14 protein-coding genes and 1 tRNA gene are annotated in these 16,854 nt (G+C 57.7%); 6 read left to right on the forward strand and 9 right to left on the reverse strand.

Features of this window, described 5'->3' with window-relative positions:
* Positions 1 to 9: 9 nt before the first annotated feature.
* From AB5Y97_RS08240 to tadA, 6 genes are all read right to left on the reverse strand, one after another.
* The gene (locus AB5Y97_RS08240) at positions 10 to 1,329 is read right to left on the reverse strand and encodes a hemolysin family protein (protein ID WP_139406437.1); all 1,320 of its coding nucleotides are present in this window, start codon (positions 1,327 to 1,329) and stop codon (positions 10 to 12) included.
* Positions 1,330 to 1,519: 190 nt separating this feature from the next.
* The gene (gene phoU, locus AB5Y97_RS08245; protein ID WP_005334097.1) at positions 1,520 to 2,230 is read right to left on the reverse strand and encodes a phosphate signaling complex protein PhoU; all 711 of its coding nucleotides are present in this window, start codon (positions 2,228 to 2,230) and stop codon (positions 1,520 to 1,522) included.
* Between the two features lie 85 nt (positions 2,231 to 2,315).
* Positions 2,316 to 3,134: a phosphate ABC transporter ATP-binding protein PstB gene (pstB, locus tag AB5Y97_RS08250; protein ID WP_005334102.1), complete on the reverse strand. Its 819-nt coding sequence runs from the start codon at positions 3,132 to 3,134 to the stop codon at positions 2,316 to 2,318.
* 133 nt (positions 3,135 to 3,267) lie between these two features.
* Positions 3,268 to 4,917 (reverse strand): phosphate ABC transporter permease PstA, encoded by a 1,650-nt coding sequence (pstA, locus tag AB5Y97_RS08255; RefSeq protein WP_047437676.1) that lies wholly within the window; start codon positions 4,915 to 4,917, stop codon positions 3,268 to 3,270.
* A 17-nt stretch (positions 4,918 to 4,934) separates the two neighbouring features.
* Complete coding sequence (locus AB5Y97_RS08260) at positions 4,935 to 7,172, reverse strand: ABC transporter permease subunit (RefSeq protein ID WP_047437674.1); 2,238 nt, start codon at positions 7,170 to 7,172, stop codon at positions 4,935 to 4,937.
* A gap of 204 nt (positions 7,173 to 7,376) precedes the next feature.
* Positions 7,377 to 7,916 carry a tRNA adenosine(34) deaminase TadA gene (gene tadA, locus AB5Y97_RS08265; RefSeq protein WP_259586702.1) on the reverse strand — a complete coding sequence of 180 codons (540 nt, stop codon included), beginning with the start codon at positions 7,914 to 7,916 and terminating at the stop codon, positions 7,377 to 7,379.
* Between the two features lie 255 nt (positions 7,917 to 8,171).
* Between tadA and AB5Y97_RS08270 the strand changes: the two genes are divergently transcribed.
* The 4 genes from AB5Y97_RS08270 to aceA all read left to right on the forward strand — a co-directional run bounded on the left by AB5Y97_RS08270 (position 8,172) and on the right by aceA (position 12,295).
* Positions 8,172 to 8,248, forward strand: a tRNA-Pro gene (locus AB5Y97_RS08270).
* Positions 8,249 to 8,471: 223 nt separating this feature from the next.
* Complete coding sequence (locus AB5Y97_RS08275) at positions 8,472 to 8,612, forward strand: hypothetical protein (RefSeq protein ID WP_005334106.1); 141 nt, start codon at positions 8,472 to 8,474, stop codon at positions 8,610 to 8,612.
* 688 nt (positions 8,613 to 9,300) lie between these two features.
* Positions 9,301 to 10,908, forward strand: a complete 1,608-nt coding sequence (aceB, locus tag AB5Y97_RS08280) for a malate synthase A (RefSeq protein ID WP_274160371.1) — start codon at positions 9,301 to 9,303, stop codon at positions 10,906 to 10,908.
* 73 nt (positions 10,909 to 10,981) lie between these two features.
* On the forward strand, positions 10,982 to 12,295 hold the full coding sequence (gene aceA / locus AB5Y97_RS08285) for an isocitrate lyase (protein ID WP_088869417.1): 1,314 nt from the start codon (positions 10,982 to 10,984) through the stop codon (positions 12,293 to 12,295).
* 105 nt (positions 12,296 to 12,400) lie between these two features.
* Here the strand turns inward: aceA and hda are convergent, their stop codons facing one another.
* The 3 genes from hda to upp form a co-directional block, all read right to left on the reverse strand.
* Positions 12,401 to 13,102: a DnaA inactivator Hda gene (hda, locus tag AB5Y97_RS08290; RefSeq protein ID WP_021231044.1), complete on the reverse strand. Its 702-nt coding sequence runs from the start codon at positions 13,100 to 13,102 to the stop codon at positions 12,401 to 12,403.
* A 102-nt stretch (positions 13,103 to 13,204) separates the two neighbouring features.
* Positions 13,205 to 14,224 (reverse strand): DUF2066 domain-containing protein, encoded by a 1,020-nt coding sequence (locus tag AB5Y97_RS08295; protein ID WP_274160370.1) that lies wholly within the window; start codon positions 14,222 to 14,224, stop codon positions 13,205 to 13,207.
* 150 nt (positions 14,225 to 14,374) lie between these two features.
* Positions 14,375 to 15,001, reverse strand: coding sequence for a uracil phosphoribosyltransferase (gene upp / locus AB5Y97_RS08300; protein ID WP_005334115.1), 627 nt, complete (start codon positions 14,999 to 15,001; stop codon positions 14,375 to 14,377).
* Between the two features lie 176 nt (positions 15,002 to 15,177).
* Between upp and purM the strand changes: the two genes are divergently transcribed.
* Positions 15,178 to 16,215 (forward strand): phosphoribosylformylglycinamidine cyclo-ligase, encoded by a 1,038-nt coding sequence (gene purM / locus AB5Y97_RS08305; protein ID WP_042080181.1) that lies wholly within the window; start codon positions 15,178 to 15,180, stop codon positions 16,213 to 16,215.
* Entirely contained in the window at positions 16,212 to 16,850 is a 639-nt protein-coding gene (gene purN, locus AB5Y97_RS08310) for a phosphoribosylglycinamide formyltransferase (protein WP_368157545.1), read from the forward strand. Before purM ends, purN begins: the two co-directional genes overlap by 4 nt.
* The last annotated feature ends 4 nt before the right edge of the window (positions 16,851 to 16,854 follow it).

A 16,854-nucleotide genomic window follows, 5' to 3' on the forward strand; every position in this document is an offset into this window, starting at 1 on the left:
TCGCTCCTTTTACGATTCCTGAGCTGGCTTCTCGGCCATAGCCGGTTCGACCCGGGTAACCAGCAGCTGATCAATCTTGTAACTGTCGATATCGACCACTTCGAACTTGTAACCGGCGTATTTGACCGAGTCAGTGCGCTTGGGGATCTTGCGCAGCATATACATGATAAAGCCGGCGATGGTCTCGTAGTTCTGGTTCTCGGGGAACTCTTCGATATCGAAGGCGCGCATCACGTCGGAGATGGGGGTGACCCCGTCCACCAGCCAGGAGTTCTCGTCGCGCTGGACGATCTGCTCTTCCACCACGTGGGTGGCCCACTCGCCCATGACGGTACTCATCAGGTCGTTCATGGTGACAATCCCCACCACCAACGCGTACTCGTTCATCACCACGGCAAAGTCGCCACGATGATTCTTGAAGTACTCCATCGCCTCATAGAGGTTCAGGGTATCGGGGATGATGATGACGTTCTGCACCAGGTTGCCACCGATCAGGTCGATGCTCTGGCCGCCGATAACGCGGATCAGCAGCTCTTTTGCATCGACAAAGCCCTTGATGCTGTCGAGGTTGTGGTCACAGACCAGAAACTTGTTGTGGGGATGTTCGGCGATCTTCGCCTTGATGCTCTCTTCACTCTCTTGCAGGGTGAAGTAGATGAGGCTCTCGCGGGCCGTCATGGCAGAGGTGACACCAAGGGACTGCAACTCGAACACGTTCTCGATGAGCTGATGCTCCTCGCGCTGGATAACCCCCGCCTCGGCACCGGCATCCATCACCGCATAGATATCGTCGGAGGTGATCTCGTCATTACGCACCGTGGATACGCGCATCAGACGGAACAGGGAGTTTGCCAATCCGTTGAAGACCCACACCAGCGGCATCAGCACGGTGACGAAGAAGAGCATGGGGCGCACCACCACCACTGCAATCTGCTCGGGCATGGTCATTGCCAGACGCTTGGGCATCAGATCAGCGATCAGGATAAACATGCCGGTGACGAACACGAAGGAGGCACCGGAGCTGATCTCGCCAAGCCAGGGCCCTTGGTAGAACTGGGAGACAATCCCCTTGATGGCGGGGTTGAGGGCAGACTCACCCAGGATACCGCCCAGAATGGCGACGGTATTGAGGCCAATCTGCACCACGGTGAAAAAGTTGCCCGGTTGGGCCTGCAGGGCCAGCACCTTTTCGGCCTGGCGATTACCTTCATCCGCCATCACCTGCAATTTGATTTTGCGAGACGCGGCGAGAGAGATCTCGGAGAGGGAGAAGAACACACTGCCGCCAACCAGCAGCATTAAAAAGAACAAACTATCGGCAAAACTCATGATTAACCTATTGCTACACCCGCCTTAGCACAAGACGGCAAACTGGGCCCGGGAGACCGGACCGTGAGCCCATCCGGGACTCACACAGGGGGAGTATTCTATCAGAAAACAGCCAGTTGGGGGCTTTATCTTACTCCGACCAGTTATGCAACAAAAAAGGCGCTTCACGCGCCTTTTTATTCACTTCCGGTTAGCCCTTGCCCAGCAAGGTGCCCAGATCGTCCGCCTTGGTATGGCGCACATCCTTGCCTTTCACGTAGTAGACGATGTACTCGCAGATGTGCTGGCAGCGATCGCCGACCCGCTCGATGGCCCGCGCCGCCCACAGGACGTTGAGCACCTGGGGGATGGTGCGGGGATCTTCCATCATATAGGTCATAAGCTCACGGATGATGGACTCGTACTCCCGGTCTACCTTGTCATCTTCCTTGTAGACCGCCAGCGCCGCGTCCAGATCCATGCGGGCGAAAGCGTCGAGTACATCGTGCAGCATCTTGATGGTACGACGGCCCATGTTCTCCAGCGACACCAGCGGCGGCTGCGGCTTGTTGGCGTTGTCGGTCAGCATGCGGGCGATCTTGTCGGCCACGTCGCCAATGCGCTCCAAATCGGTGATGGTCTTGATGATGGCCATCACCAGTCGCAGGTCGGAGGCGGTCGGCTGACGCTTGGCGATGATGCGGGTGCACTCCTCGTCGATCGCCACTTCCATCGCGTTGACCTTGTGGTCGTTGGCCACGATTTTCCGCGCCGCATCGAGATCCTGATCGTGGATCGCCGCAATGGCGTCGGTGAGCTGCTGCTCCACCAGACCGCCCATCACCAGCACCTGGTTGCGCACGCTCTCTAGCTCGGCATTGAACTGACCGGAGATGTGTTTATTGAGGTTCATATTGTCCATACAAATAATCCTTGATTGCTCCGATTATGCCTTAGCCGTTGAACCGACTGCCAATCTGTTTGCTGAGATTCATCCTCTCCTCTCCTTAGCCGTAACGACCGGTAATGTAATCTTCGGTCTTTTTCTTGGCCGGGGTGGTGAAAATGGTGTTGGTATCCGAGTACTCGATAAGCTCGCCCATATACATAAAGGCGGTCTGATCCGACACGCGCGCAGCCTGTTGCATGTTGTGGGTCACGATCACCACGGTGAACTGGCTCTTGAGCTCGTTGATCAGCTCCTCGATGGTGAGGGTGGAGATGGGGTCGAGCGCCGAGGTCGGTTCATCGAGCAGCAACACTTCCGGCTCAATAGCGATGGCGCGGGCAATCACCAGACGCTGCTGCTGACCACCGGAGAGACCGAAGGCGTTGTCATGCAGACGATCCTTCACCTCGTCCCACAGGGCCGCACCGCGCAGGGAGCGCTCGGCCGCTTCATCCAGAGTGCGACGATCGTTGATCCCCTGCAGGCGCAGACCATAGACCACGTTCTCGTAGATGGACTTGGGGAACGGGTTCGGGCGCTGGAACACCATGCCCACCTGACGGCGCAGGGCGGAAACATCGACGCTCTTGTCATAGATGTTGTGGCCGTGCAGCTGGATTTCCCCCTCGATGCGGCAGATCTCCACCAGATCGTTCATCCGGTTGATGCAGCGCAGCAGGGTCGATTTGCCACAGCCTGACGGGCCGATAAAGGCGGTCACCTGCCCTTTGGGGATCTTCATGTTGACGTTGAACAGCGCCTGCTTGCTGCCGTAGTACAGGTTGAGATCCTTCACCTCCAGCGCGGTCTGCTCCGGGGTCAGGTTGAGCAGGTCCAGCGCGGTGTGCTGGGTAGACGTGGTCGTTACGTTGATCATCTGTTACCTCAAAATCTATCTGGAGTGGCCGGACAGCTGCCGGCGCCCCTCACGTATTGGTGCAGAGAGATGGCGGCTCGCGCTCGGCCGCCCCTCTGTTATCTCACTCTTGTATCACTCAAGCGGCGCCGGATTAATGCTCCAGCGACCGGAATTTCTCGCGCAAGTGGTTACGAATACCGATAGCGGTCAGGTTCAGACCCACGATCACCGTCACCAGCAGGAAGGAGGTGGCGTAGACCAGCGGGCGGGCCGCCTCGACGTTGGGGCTCTGGAAGCCGACGTCATAGATGTGGAAGCCCAGGTGCATGAACTTGCGCTCCACATGCAGATACGGGAAGTTGCCATCCATCGGCAGGGTCGGAGCCAGTTTTACCACCCCCACCAGCATCAGCGGCGCCACTTCACCGGCTGCACGGGCAATAGCCAGAATAAGGCCGGTCATGATGGCCGGGCTCGCCATCGGCAGCACAATGCGCCACAGGGTCTCGGCCTGGGTGGCGCCCAGTGCCAACGAGCCCTGACGGATGGTGCTCGGGATCCGCGCCAGCCCCTCTTCGGTGGAGACAATCACCACCGGCAGGGTCAGGATGGCCAGGGTCAGCGCCGACCAGATCACGCCGGGTGAGCCAAAGGTCGGGCTCGGCAGCGCTTCCGGGTAGAAAAGCTGGTCTAACGAACCGCCGAGTGTGTAGACGAAGAAGCCCAGACCAAACACGCCGTAGACGATGGAGGGCACGCCCGCCAGGTTTATCACCGCAATGCGGATAAGCTTGGTCAGACTGTTCTTGCCCGCATACTCGTGCAGATAAACCGCTGCCACCACCCCCAGCGGGGTCACGATGATCGCCATCAGGATAACCATGAAGACGGTACCGAAGATGGCCGGGAACACCCCGCCCTCGGTGTTGGCTTCGCGAGGCTCACCGGAAACAAACTTGCCAATCTGATGGAACCAGTGACCCACCTTGGCCAGCAGGCTCATGTCGTTGGGCCATACCACGTCCAGTACCTTGGACATCGGCATGGTCACCAGCTCGCCACGCATATCCTTGACGGTGATGGCGTCGCGATCGGCTTGGCTACGCAGAGAGAAGAGCTCTTTTTCCAGCACCTGATAACGATCGTTGAGGGCCTGACGCTCGCTGGCCAGCTCCACTTTGAGCTGATCAGTCAGCTCATTTTCAAGCTCTGCTTTACGTTCCTTGAGGCGCAACTTCTCTAATTGGTAGTTGATGGCGCCAATGGGGCCTTTTTGTAACTCATTGGCTTGTTCAGACAAACCGTTGCTTCGAGCCAGCATCCGCTTGAGCACTTTGTGCAAATCTTGCTCATACACGACGCCATCTTCCTTGGCCTCTACCACATAGCCATAGAAGTTGCCGTTGGTAGTACGCTCTATCATTGCCATCTCGACAGGAAGAGCCTGAGACTTGATATCAGTCTCCAGAACCCAGCGAAAATCGAGGTCAACGAACTCGCGGTTGCCGGTCTTGACCAGATAACGGGTCAACACCTCACGTTCTTCACCTTCCAATGGCAATCCTGCGGCTCGCAGGCGTTCAACCGGCACCAGCTCACTGTCATTGATTTCACCAACCAACACACTCTTGTTACCGCTGGCGTCTTCCAGTTGCCACTCATAGATAGGGTGGGGCCAGAAGTAGACCAGACCACGCCAGCCGATCAGCAACAACAGACCCAGTACCGCTACCAGGCTCAGGCTGACGGCACCGCCGGTCATCCAGATCCAGGGGGCCCCTGATTTAAACCACTTACCCATTGTCGATTCCTTGCCCGTTACATGGAGCTGTATTTTTCACGCAACCGCTGGCGGACAAACTCGGCCAGGGTGTTGAAGAAAAAGGTGAACACAAACAGTACGAAGGCCGCGAGGAACAGCACTCGATAGTGGGAGCTGCCCACTTCCGACTCCGGCATCTCCACCGCAATGTTGGCGGCGAGGGTACGCAACCCCTGGAACATGGAGAAATCCATGATGGGGGTGTTGCCAGTGGCCATCAGCACGATCATGGTCTCACCCACGGCGCGGCCAAGCCCCATCATCACCGCAGAGAAGATGCCCGGGCTCGCGGTGAGGATCACCACCCGGCTCAGGGTCTGCCACGGGGTGGCCCCCAGCGCCAGCGAGCCCTGAGTCAGATGCTTGGGCACCGAGAAGACCGCATCTTCTGCAATGGAGAAGATGGTGGGGATGACCGCAAAGCCCATGGCGATACCGACCACCAGCGAGTTGCGCTGGTCAAATTTGATCCCCATTACATTGGTGAGCCAGCTACGGGTATCACCACCGAAAAACGCATTTTCTACGACAGGACTGAGAGTAAGAGCCATCCAGCCAATCAGAATAACGACAGGGATCAGTAAGACGGCTTGACTGCCCTCAGGCACACTTTGCTTGAGAGTGTCAGGCAACAGATGCCATAGCAGAGCTGCAAGCAGCATCCCCATCGGCAGCATCACCAGCATCATAAAAATGCCCGGCAGGTAATCTTCCACAATGGGAGCAAGCCACAAACCAGCCAGGAAACCGAGGATAACAGTTGGCAATGCCTCCATGATCTCTATGGTCGGTTTAACAAACTTGCGCATCCCCGGAGACATGAAGTAGGCGGTATAGATGGCACCGGCAATCCCGAGTGGTACAGCAAACAACAGCGCATAAAAAGCGGCTTTGAGAGTACCAAACGAAAGGGGGACCAGACTCAGCTTGGCTTCAAAGTCGTTGCTGGCGGAGGTGGATTGCCACACATACTGGGGCTCCGGATACCCTTCGTACCATACCTTTTGCCAGAGGGCAGACCAGGTCACTTCGGGGTGATCATTCTCAACCGTAAACAATTTGAAGGTGTCGCCTTGTTGCATCAACAGTGCATTGTGGCGTGGAGAGATGGCCAGGGCAGAAAGCTCCCCCCCTTCTACTGTCTCGGTCAGCAGCTTGGTCTCGCCGGTGGCGTGGAAGAAGCTGATGATGCCGTCCTTGTCGGCACTGATGAAGCCTTTGCGAAAGTGCTCGGGAGTCAACAGATCCACTGCGCCATCACCCTTGAAATCACGGATCTGGGTGAACTGACGTTTGCCATCCTTTGCCACTTCAAACCACTGGGAGATGACACCGTTGTCATTACCTACCAGCAGCGAAGAAGCGCCTGCCAGCAGCTCGACCCGAGTCACGTTGGCGTTGGTGGCATTGATCTCCAGCACGTTGCGCAAGGAGATCTCGCTCAGGTTATGAATGTCATAGACGGAGAGACGATTTCCCTGACGTACAAAGAGGATCCGCAGATTGGGGGTCAGCAGCATCTGATCCACATGACGCGGCAAAGAGGGAATCGTGTAGTTTTCACTGCTCCACTCAATCTCCCCGGAGATGAAGTTCTCCTCGCCGCTCATCACAGTCATCACGCCACGACCATCTTCGGTCACGGCAGCGGTCGCCATCTTGTCCTTGGTGGCTTCGAACACCATCAGTTGCAGCGCCTTCCCTTGCGGGTCGATCACCACAGGCTCTTCGCCGAAGGGATATTTCAGGCTGGGTTCAATCACCCGCACATCGTTGGGATAGGAGACCTTGAACGCAGGCTGGACAACCAGTGCCTTGCCATCGGCAAAGCCGTAGGCAATCAGCTTTTGGCCCGGTGCCGGCGTTGTGGCCGTGCTGATGTCGCCAGCAACCTGGGCTTGGCCCAGTGACTGGCCAACCTTGATCTTGTCATCTCCTTGTAGCGCGAAGAAGTTGACCTGACCTTTATCGCTGAAGCGATAGCCGATCTCGTTCTGCTCTTCCATGCCGAGCCAGGCTGTCTTCCCTGCGACGGGCAGGGTAAACGAGGTGGCCGGCTCCATGGAGGCGCCATTGAAGATGGGTTTCACCACATAGAGCAGATAAAAGAAGATAAGCAGCAGCGCCACCAGTACCAGGGCTCCGCCTGTGGTGACGCCATATTTGGCCAATTTATCCTTGATCCGGCGTTTTCTACTGCCCGCCATGACCAGGTTTAACGATTCCGATGACATGCAAGACCTCAATGTAAGCTAGGCTTCGCGGCATTATATGGCGGTTGCATGACAGTTTTGTTACATCGAGAGTGCTTTAACAGAGGTTGTTTACGGAAAAATGGGCGGGGATCCTTTCGAAGGCGAGCGAGCGTAATATATTGTTTATAAAGGGATATTTATGAAGGCAATCAGCAAGGGCAGCCTGCGCTGCCCCCGAATGATTCAGGAAAGGGTATCGTTTGATTGTTGCAACGCCAGTTTGGCCGCCTTTTTCTCGGCGCGGCGGCGCTTGAAGAAGGCCGACAACTGGGCCGAGCAGGCATCGGCCAGCACGCCGCCGGTCAGCTCGACACTGTGGTTGTGGCGCGGGTCCTGCAAGATCTCGAACACCGACCCCGCCGCGCCGGTCTTGAGATCTCGGGCACCGTAAACCACCCGCTTGACCCGGCTATGGATCAGCGCACCGGCACACATACAGCAGGGCTCCAGCGTCACATAAAGAGTGGTGTCGAGCAGCCGGTAGTTCGCCAGCTGCTGGCCCGCCGCCCGGATTGCCATCACCTCGGCATGGGCACAGGCATCGTGTTCGCTGATGGAGCGATTCCACCCCTCGCCCACCACCTGACCATCCAGCACCAGTACGGCACCGACCGGGATCTCGCCAATCCCTTCGGCCCGGGCAGCCAATGCCATGGCATGACGCATCCACTGTTCGTCCTGCTCGGTCTGACTCGGTATTTCTGGGACCTCTGATGGTTTCACGCCCATCCCCTCTTTATATTGTTCAATTGTGCTGTTTACATTCCAGCTATCCATACCTGTCAGATGAATCCATAGATAGCAGGCATGATAGCTCGCAGTGACAGGGCGGCGATTATGCCAAATCTGCACGTCAGACCCAAGCCGCATCCCGACTGAGCAATAAAGAAGCAATCGGCATCTCTATGATAAAAAAGGAGTTGCACCCGTTTGGCCATGCTATTAGACTTCCTCCCCGTCAGCCGAGTCTGACTCCGTCGGTGTGTAGCGCAGCCAGGTAGCGCATCTGCATGGGGTGTAGAGGGTCGGAGGTTCGAATCCTCTCACACCGACCATTTTCCCCGAGAATAGCCCAGTCAAACGACTGGGCTATTTTTTTGCTTCCGATTTATCCTCCTGACAACGCCAGCCCACCAAGAACAAAAAACATTCAGAACCACTTGAATCTTTTTTCCAAACTCATTAAGATGCGCAACTTTCCGCCGGTAGACAACACAGGGAGGTGGAAACACGAGTGAAGGGATCACTGTCCGGCTTGCGTGCAACACAGGACCAGGCATGAACCAGAACACCGATTTCGCACCCGCCATTACGCTTTATTCCGTTCCTCACGACACCCCTTGCCACACCGAAAGCGAAAATGAACAGGTCATCCAGCTGGATGTGATCGATCTTGCCGAACCGGATGATGACTATTGAGCCCGGCCAGATGGCCGCTCAATCACTGGGGCATCGCCTGTTCAACACACTCAGTTTCACACCCTTGGCGAGAAATCTGCAAAAAACGACAAACTGCTAATTCTATCAAAGATGGCAGTATTATTGACTGATGCGTCTCCCCCTTCCCTCTCCAGCATCCCCCCCGACAATTGATACAAACCTACGTTATTGCGCTTCACTTTCCATCGTTGCAACCGCTGGTGCCAACAGAGCCTGCATCACCAAGCCAAGTTTAAAACGCACGTTCACTAACTAGGTCTAGCAATAGCAAAACATTCATTGTCACATTCAAACGCACTTTATACGGCTGTTTTGGCAAAGCCTGGAGTTAGGTCGGGATTTGTTTTTGCATTTGTAATTTTATTACGTAATAAGTTACAGAACGAGGCTCAGGGTAACGGCCCAAATTAGCCGTTGTCCGATGGGAAAAAGCAGGAGCATAACCATCTGCGTAGAGCTTTTATACCAACCAAATAAAGCAATAAAAAACATAAACTTAACCATATCGAAAAAACAGGCGTTTAAAAAAAACTGTTGACGTATTCAACAATATTTCGCACCTTATCAATCGTGTTACCCCGTTGTTGCGGGAACGTTTCAGGAACAGGGATTCGACTTTAGTCGTAGTTAGTAAGTTCAAAATGTAATTCTCAAAGGAGTGAACCTTATGTCGGCACCGGCTCAGACCCACTGCAGCGCCCGCCTTCGCATCCAAGGCGAGATGCTACCCGAATACGCGCAAATTCTGACGCCGGACGCGGTGGCTCTGGTCTCCGAACTGGTGGAACGTTTTGCTCCCCAAAGAGGGGAATTGCTGAAACAACGTGTGGCACGCCAGGCCCGTATCGACGGCGGCGAGCTGCCGGACTTCCTGCCGGAAACCGCCCACATACGTGAAGGTGACTGGACCATTCGCGGCATTCCCGCCGACCTGCAAGACCGCCGTGTGGAGATCACCGGCCCGGTCGAGCGCAAGATGGTGATCAACGCCCTCAACGCCAACGTCAAGGTGTTCATGGCGGACTTCGAGGACTCACTGGCCCCCGCCTGGAACAAGGTGATCGAGGGCCAAATCAACCTGCGCGATGCGGTCAACGGCACCATCTCCTACACCAGTCCGGAAGGGAAGGCCTATACCCTGAACGCCGATCCGGCCGTCCTCATCTGCCGGGTGCGCGGTCTGCACCTGCCGGAAAAACATGTCACCTTCGATGGCGAGCCCATCCCCGGTGGCCTCTTCGATTTTGCCCTCTACTTCCTGCACAACTATCAGGCGCTGCTGGCCAAAGGCTCCGGCCCCTACTTCTACGTGCCCAAGTTGCAGAGCCATCTGGAAGGGCGTTGGTGGAGCGAGGTGTTCGCCTGGACCGAGGACAAGTTCGGCCTGCCCCGCGGCACCATCAAGGCCACCGTGCTGATTGAAACCCTGCCGGCCGTGTTCGAGATGGATGAGCTGCTCTATCAGATGAAGGATCACATCGTCGCCCTCAACTGCGGCCGCTGGGACTACATCTTCAGCTATATCAAAACCTTGAAGAACCATCCGGATCGGGTGCTGCCTGATCGTCAGGTGGTAACCATGGACAAGCCGTTCCTCTCCGCCTACTCGCGGCTGCTGATCAAGACCTGTCACAAGCGCGGTGCGCTGGCGATGGGTGGCATGGCCGCCTTTATTCCGGCCAAGGACGCTGCCGTCAACGAGCAGGTCTTCGCCAAGGTCAAGGCCGACAAGGAGCGCGAAGCCAACAACGGCCACGATGGTACCTGGGTCGCCCACCCGGGCCTCGCTGATACCGCCATGGCGGTGTTCAACGCCACCATTGCGGCTGGCGCCAAGAACCAGATCGGCGTACTGCGTGAGCAGGATGCCCCCCTCACCGCCGCCGACCTGCTGGCACCCTGTGAGGGCGAGCGCACCGAGGCGGGGATGCGCACCAATATCCGGGTCGCCCTGCAATATCTGGAGGCCTGGATCAACGGCAACGGCTGCGTGCCCATCTACGGTCTGATGGAAGATGCCGCCACCGCCGAGATCTCCCGCACCTCCATCTGGCAGTGGATCCGCCACGGCAAGAGTCTGTCGAATGGCAAGGTGGTGACCAAAGAGCTGTTCCGCCAGATGCTGGCCGAGGAGCTGGAGGTGGTCAAAGCCGAGGTGGGCGCCGCACGCTGGCAGGCAGGACGCTTTGCCGAGGCGAGCGAGCTGATGGAAGAGATCACCTGCGCCGACACCCTGATCGATTTTCTGACGCTGCCCGGTTACGAGCGGCTCTGAATCACGGGCCCCCAGCGGGGCTCGCCAATAACAAGTCAATGGAAACGTGAAATCAATGAAAGAGGGAACTGATATGGCACTGACCCGTGAGCAACAGATCCAGGCTATCGAGAAAGACTGGGCGGAAAACCCCCGCTGGAAAGGGATCAAGCGCGGCTACAGCGCCGAAGATGTGGTAAACCTGCGCGGCAGCTTGCAGCCGGTTCACACCCTGGCTCAGCGCGGTGCCGACAAGCTGTGGGGCCTGATCCACGGCGACGCCAAGAAAGGCTACGTCAACTGCCTCGGCGCCCTGACCGGCGGTCAGGCAGTACAGCAAGCCAAGGCGGGGATCGAGGCGATCTACCTCTCCGGCTGGCAGGTGGCGGCGGACAACAACTTGTCCTCCACCATGTATCCAGATCAGTCCCTCTACCCGGCCAACTCCGTACCGTCCGTGGTGGAGCGCATCAACAACTCCTTCGCCCGTGCCGACCAGATCCAGTGGGCCAACAAGGTCGGGCCGCAGGATGAGGGTTTTATCGACTACTTCCTGCCGATCGTGGCCGATGCGGAAGCCGGTTTCGGTGGCGTATTGAACGCCTTCGAACTGATGAAGGGAATGATTGAAGCGGGCGCCGCTGGCGTGCACTTCGAAGATCAGCTCGCTTCCGTCAAGAAGTGCGGCCATATGGGTGGCAAGGTGCTGGTACCGACTCAGGAAGCGGTGCAGAAGCTGGTTGCTGCCCGTCTGGCAGCTGATGTGTGCGGCACCACCACCCTGGTGATCGCCCGTACCGACGCCAACGCCGCTGACCTGTTGACCACCGACGCCGACCCGTACGATGCAGACTTCCTGACTGGCGAGCGCACAGCTGAAGGGTTCTACAAGGTGCGTGCTGGTATCGATCAGGCCATCGCTCGCGGTCTGGCTTACGCCCCCTACGCTGACATGGTGTGGTGTGAAACCGCCAAGCCGGATCTGGACGAAGCGCGTAAATTTGCCGAAGCGATCAAGGCCAAGTTCCCGGATCGCATCTTGGCCTACAACTGCTCCCCGAGCTTCAACTGGAAGAAGAATCTGGACGATGCCACCATCGCCCGCTTCCAGCAGGCGCTCTCCGACATGGGCTACAAGTACCAGTTCATCACCCTCGCGGGTATCCACAACATGTGGTTCCACATGTACGAACTGGCCTACCAGTACGCCCGTGGCGAAGGGATGAAGCACTACGTCGAGATGGTGCAGGAGCCGGAATTTGCCGCCGCCAGCCGTGGCTACACCTTCGTAGCCCACCAGCAGGAGGTCGGTACCGGTTACTTCGACAAGGTGACCACCGTCATTCAGGGTGGCCAATCCTCGGTCACCGCGCTGACCGGCTCCACCGAAGAAGATCAGTTCCACTAATAAGAGAGCTGCCTTGAAATAGCAAAACCCCGGCCTGAAGCCGGGGTTTCTTTTTATCTGCCATTCAAACGAAAGTCAGGCCACAACCGCACACCGCAGAGAGGATCAGAGCTCGAGGATCTCTTTGACAAAGGGAATGGTCAGCTTGCGCTTGGCGCGAAATGAGGCGTTGTCGAGCTGATTGAGGGTGGTGAGCAGGGTGCGCATATCGCGGGAGAGTCGGTTGAGCAGGAAGCGGCCCACATCGATGGGCAATTTGAAGCCCCGCAGCTCGGCACGCAGCTGCAGGGCACTGAGCTTGCCTTCATCATCCAGCTCTTCGAGATGGAAACTGACACCCCAGTCGAGGCGCGAAGCGAGATCCGGCAGTTGCAGTCCCAGTTTGCGCGGTGCGCTGCAGCCGGTGACCACCAGCGTCCCCTCGCCCTTCTCCTGCCAGCGGTTGTAGAAATCGAACAGGGCCCGCTCCCACACGGCATTGCCGGCGATCGCCTCAAGGCTGTCGAGACAGACCAGCGGCAGGCTTTCGAGGGCATCGAGCATGCTGGGGTCGAGCTGTTCAAACTGATCGAGAGAAAGATAGGCCGCCGCCGCATCGCGGGCGTTGACCTCGGCACAGGTGGCGTGGAGCAGATGAGAGCGTCCGGATCCCTTGGCTCCCCAGAAATAGAGGAAAGGCGATCCCTGACCGATGGCCGCATTCTTGAGGGCGGTGATCAGATGAGCATTGGTGCCGGGATAAAAACTGACGAAGGTTTCATCATCCGGTAGTTGTACGGCTAAAGACAGTTGGGCCGGTTGCTTCACTCGTTGGGCTTTGACTGTGACATTTGTGGCTAAGTGTATCATCGCAAAGGCAGATAGAGAACCGCCCGGACAGGCCGGGCGGTCTACAAAAGCCTTATAAAATCAGGGCTGCGACCATTGGTAACACAAACCGCTGCCATTATCGTCAACCTTGCGCAAACGACTCTCAAGTTGCAGCGCCCGCACCAGTTCGGCCTGATCCCCTTGCAGGGTAAAGTTGAAGGTGACCTGGTCCCCCTCCAGCTTGCCGATCGCCACCTTGCTGACGTTGGCCATCCCCTGCAGCATCTTCTGCACGGCGATCATGCTGTCCACTTCGGAGAGGCCATCCACCACCAGGGTCTGGCTGGTTGCCGGACCCGAAATGCGAGCACCGTAGTTTTTCACCAGCCAGGCCGCCAGGGTATCGGCAAGCCCTTGCGCCACTTCGGCCTGAGTGCCGGTGCTATTGCCACGGGTCAGCTCGGTCACTTCACCGGCCGCTTTGGGGCCGTAGAGTCCCCAATCGATGCTCCACTTGTCACCTTCCGGTGTCAGCTTGCCCAGCACCACCATCTCGGCGCCATAGCGCTGGCTTGCCTGCAAAATCGGGTCGGCAAAGCGTCCCCAGACGTCGGTGGCACTGACCGCCATGTTGTCATCGAGATCCATCAGCGGAATGCTGATGGGCAGCCCCAGCATCTGGGCCTGCTCGCGCAAGGCTTGCGCCCAACCATCGCTGGATTGATCCGCCAGCAAGCGACGCTCACCCTGATCCACCACCAGCCAGATGGCCATTTGGGGACGAGCCGGGCCAAGCAGGGCAAACTGGCTCTCGGAAACCAGGCTGTTGACCTTGTCACTCTTGAACTCGGCTTTCAGATACTTGACGGAGTCCTGATCCTGATAACCATAGCTTTTGACATAGTCGCCCGGGGCCGCCAGCGCCTTGACCACCACCGGCTGGGTGAGGATGTCACGCTTGCCGGTCACCTTGATCAGCACCTGACCCAGTGCCTGCCCCTGAGCGGCCACCATGTCACCACTGGTCGGGGCCTTGCCCTGATAGAGGTCGGTCACCTGAGCGGCCGAGGCCATGAATGACAAGCCGCAGCAGAGGGCGGTCACAACACGTTTGAACATGAACAGAGTCTCGAAATGGGAGAGTGTGCTTATGGTAGCGGCAAGGCGCGTCCTGCGGCAAGGCTGGCACAAGCGGCCACAAACAGCAGAGCCGGCGATGCGCCGGCTCCGATCACCCCTTCCACATGGGAAGCAGGTCAAGGCATAAACTTATTTGGTACCGAAGATCTTGTCGCCTGCATCGCCCAGACCCGGCACGATGTAGCCTTTCTCGTTCAGCCCCTGGTCGACAGAAGCGCAGTAGAGCTCTACGTCGGGGTGAGCGGCTTCCAGCGCCTTGATCCCTTCCGGCGCGGCAACCAGTACCAGCACCTTGATGGATTGGCAGCCTTTCTTCTTCAGCAGATCGATGGTAGCGATCATGGAACCACCGGTGGCCAGCATCGGATCGATGACCAGCGCCAGACGCTCTTCGATGTTGCTGACGATCTTCTCGAAATAGGGAACCGGTTGCAGGGTCTCTTCATCGCGGTAGATACCGACCACGCTGACGCGGGCACTCGGCATGTGCTCCAGCACGCCATCCATCATGCCAAGGCCGGCACGCAGGATGGGTACGACGGTTACCTTCTTGCCTTTGATCTGGTCAACTTCTACTGGCCCATTCCAGCCATCGATGATAACCTTCTCGGTTTCGAAGTCAGAGGTCGCTTCATAGGTCAACAAACTGCCCACTTCTTTGGCCAGTTCACGGAAACGCTTGGTGCTGATATCGCCTTCACGCATCAGACCGATCTTGTGTTTGACCAGGGGGTGTTTGACTTCAACGACTTTCATTATTATCTCCTCTAACCTGCCGCAAAAAAATCGCGGAATCATACAACAAAAGCCACCGCTTGTAGAGCATTTCCGCGCAAAAACGCGCAAACGATTTCCTTTCTGGTTTTTCACCGCCACTGTTAGAATACGCCCCGAATTTTACCCTCCACTTCTTTACATGACGGGGAATACTCGTGACTGACAAAACCTCACTGAGCTACAAGGATGCTGGCGTAGATATCGATGCCGGCAATGCACTGGTTGAACGTATCAAGGGCGTGTCAAAGCGCACTCGTCGTCCTGAAGTCCTTGGTGGTCTTGGCGGCTTTGGGGCCTTGTGTCAAATCCCTGCGGGCTACAAGGAGCCGGTACTGGTCTCCGGTACCGATGGTGTGGGCACCAAGCTGCGGCTGGCCATCGACCTGAAGAAGCACGACACCGTGGGCATCGATTTGGTGGCCATGTGCGTCAATGACCTGATCGTACAGGGCGCCGAGCCGCTGTTCTTCCTCGACTACTATGCAACCGGCAAGCTGGACGTGGACACCGCGGCCGCGGTGGTCACCGGGATCGGTGCCGGTTGCGAGCAGTCAGGCTGTGCCCTGGTGGGCGGCGAGACCGCCGAGATGCCGGGTATGTATGAAGGGGAAGACTACGACATCGCCGGTTTCTGCGTCGGTGTGGTGGAGAAGAGCGAAATCATCGACGGTAGCAAGGTCGGTGAAGGGGATGCCCTGATCGCCCTGGCCGCCAGCGGCCCTCACTCCAACGGCTTCTCCCTGATCCGTAAAATTCTGGAAGTCTCCAAAGCCGACGTGCATCAGCCGCTGGGTGACCGCACCCTCGCAGATGCCTTGCTGGAGCCGACCCGCATCTATGTGAAACCTGTGCTCAAGCTCATCAAGGAGTGCGAGATCCACGCCCTCTCCCACATCACAGGTGGCGGCTTCTGGGAGAATATCCCCCGCGTATTGCCTGCCAATACTCAAGCGGTGATCGACGAGCAGAGCTGGCAGTGGCCGGCGGTGTTCAGCTGGCTGCAGCAGGCTGGCAACGTCACCCGTCACGAGATGTATCGCACCTTCAACTGCGGTGTCGGCATGATCATCGCCCTGCCTGCCAATCAGCTGGAGAAGGCGCTGACCCTGCTCAAAGCGGAAGGCGAGAACGCATGGCACATCGGTCATATCGCCAAGGCAGCAGACGGTGAGGAGCAGGTCGTCATCAAATGATGCGGATCCTCGTCCTAATCTCCGGCAGCGGCAGCAACCTGCAGGCGATCCTCGACCACTGCGCAAGCGGTAAGATTGTCGGTGAAGTGGTCGGCGTCATCAGCAACAAGGTCGATGCCTATGGTCTGGTTCGCGCCAAAGAAGCGGGGGTGGCGACCTCCATTCTGGCCCAGCAGCAGTTTGCCAGCCGGGAGGAGTACGACGCCGCCCTGCTGGCGCTGATGGCAGACTATCAGCCGGACTTGGTGGTGCTGGCCGGGTTTATGCGGATATTGAGCGGCGATCTGGTGCGCCATTTCGCCGGGCGGATGATCAATATCCACCCCTCCCTGCTGCCCAAGTATCAGGGCCTGCACACCCACCAGCGCGCCATAGATGCCGGTGACAGTGAACACGGCGCCAGTGTCCACTTTGTCACCGAAGAGCTAGATGGTGGCCCGGTTATCCTGCAGGCCAGCGTGCCCATCTTTGAAGGGGACACGGCGGACGAGGTAGCGGCACGGGTACAGGCGCAGGAGCACAGCATCTACCCTCTGGTGGTGCGCTGGTTCTGCGAAGGCAGGCTGCAGATGGTGGACGGCGCTGTGCACCTGGATGGCGCCCTGCTGGGCCCCGCTGGTTACGCCTGCGAGTAAGCAG

Source organism: Aeromonas sp. R10-2 (assembly GCF_040908445.1).
Taxonomy (GTDB): Bacteria; Pseudomonadota; Gammaproteobacteria; order Enterobacterales; family Aeromonadaceae; genus Aeromonas; species Aeromonas veronii.

Coding starts and splice junctions, on each gene's coding strand:
- pstB (WP_005334102.1), bottom strand. CDS start 3,134: ATGATCAACGTAACGACCACGTCTACCCAGCACACCGCGCTGGACCTG.
- phoU (WP_005334097.1), bottom strand. CDS start 2,230: ATGGACAATATGAACCTCAATAAACACATCTCCGGTCAGTTCAATGCC.
- AB5Y97_RS08240 (WP_139406437.1), bottom strand. CDS start 1,329: ATGAGTTTTGCCGATAGTTTGTTCTTTTTAATGCTGCTGGTTGGCGGC.
- AB5Y97_RS08295 (WP_274160370.1), bottom strand. CDS start 14,224: ATGTTCAAACGTGTTGTGACCGCCCTCTGCTGCGGCTTGTCATTCATG.
- AB5Y97_RS08260 (WP_047437674.1), bottom strand. CDS start 7,172: ATGTCATCGGAATCGTTAAACCTGGTCATGGCGGGCAGTAGAAAACGC.
- AB5Y97_RS08275 (WP_005334106.1), top strand. CDS start 8,472: ATGAACCAGAACACCGATTTCGCACCCGCCATTACGCTTTATTCCGTT.
- purN (WP_368157545.1), top strand. CDS start 16,212: ATGATGCGGATCCTCGTCCTAATCTCCGGCAGCGGCAGCAACCTGCAG.
- aceB (WP_274160371.1), top strand. CDS start 9,301: ATGTCGGCACCGGCTCAGACCCACTGCAGCGCCCGCCTTCGCATCCAA.
- aceA (WP_088869417.1), top strand. CDS start 10,982: ATGGCACTGACCCGTGAGCAACAGATCCAGGCTATCGAGAAAGACTGG.
- upp (WP_005334115.1), bottom strand. CDS start 15,001: ATGAAAGTCGTTGAAGTCAAACACCCCCTGGTCAAACACAAGATCGGT.
- pstA (WP_047437676.1), bottom strand. CDS start 4,917: ATGGGTAAGTGGTTTAAATCAGGGGCCCCCTGGATCTGGATGACCGGC.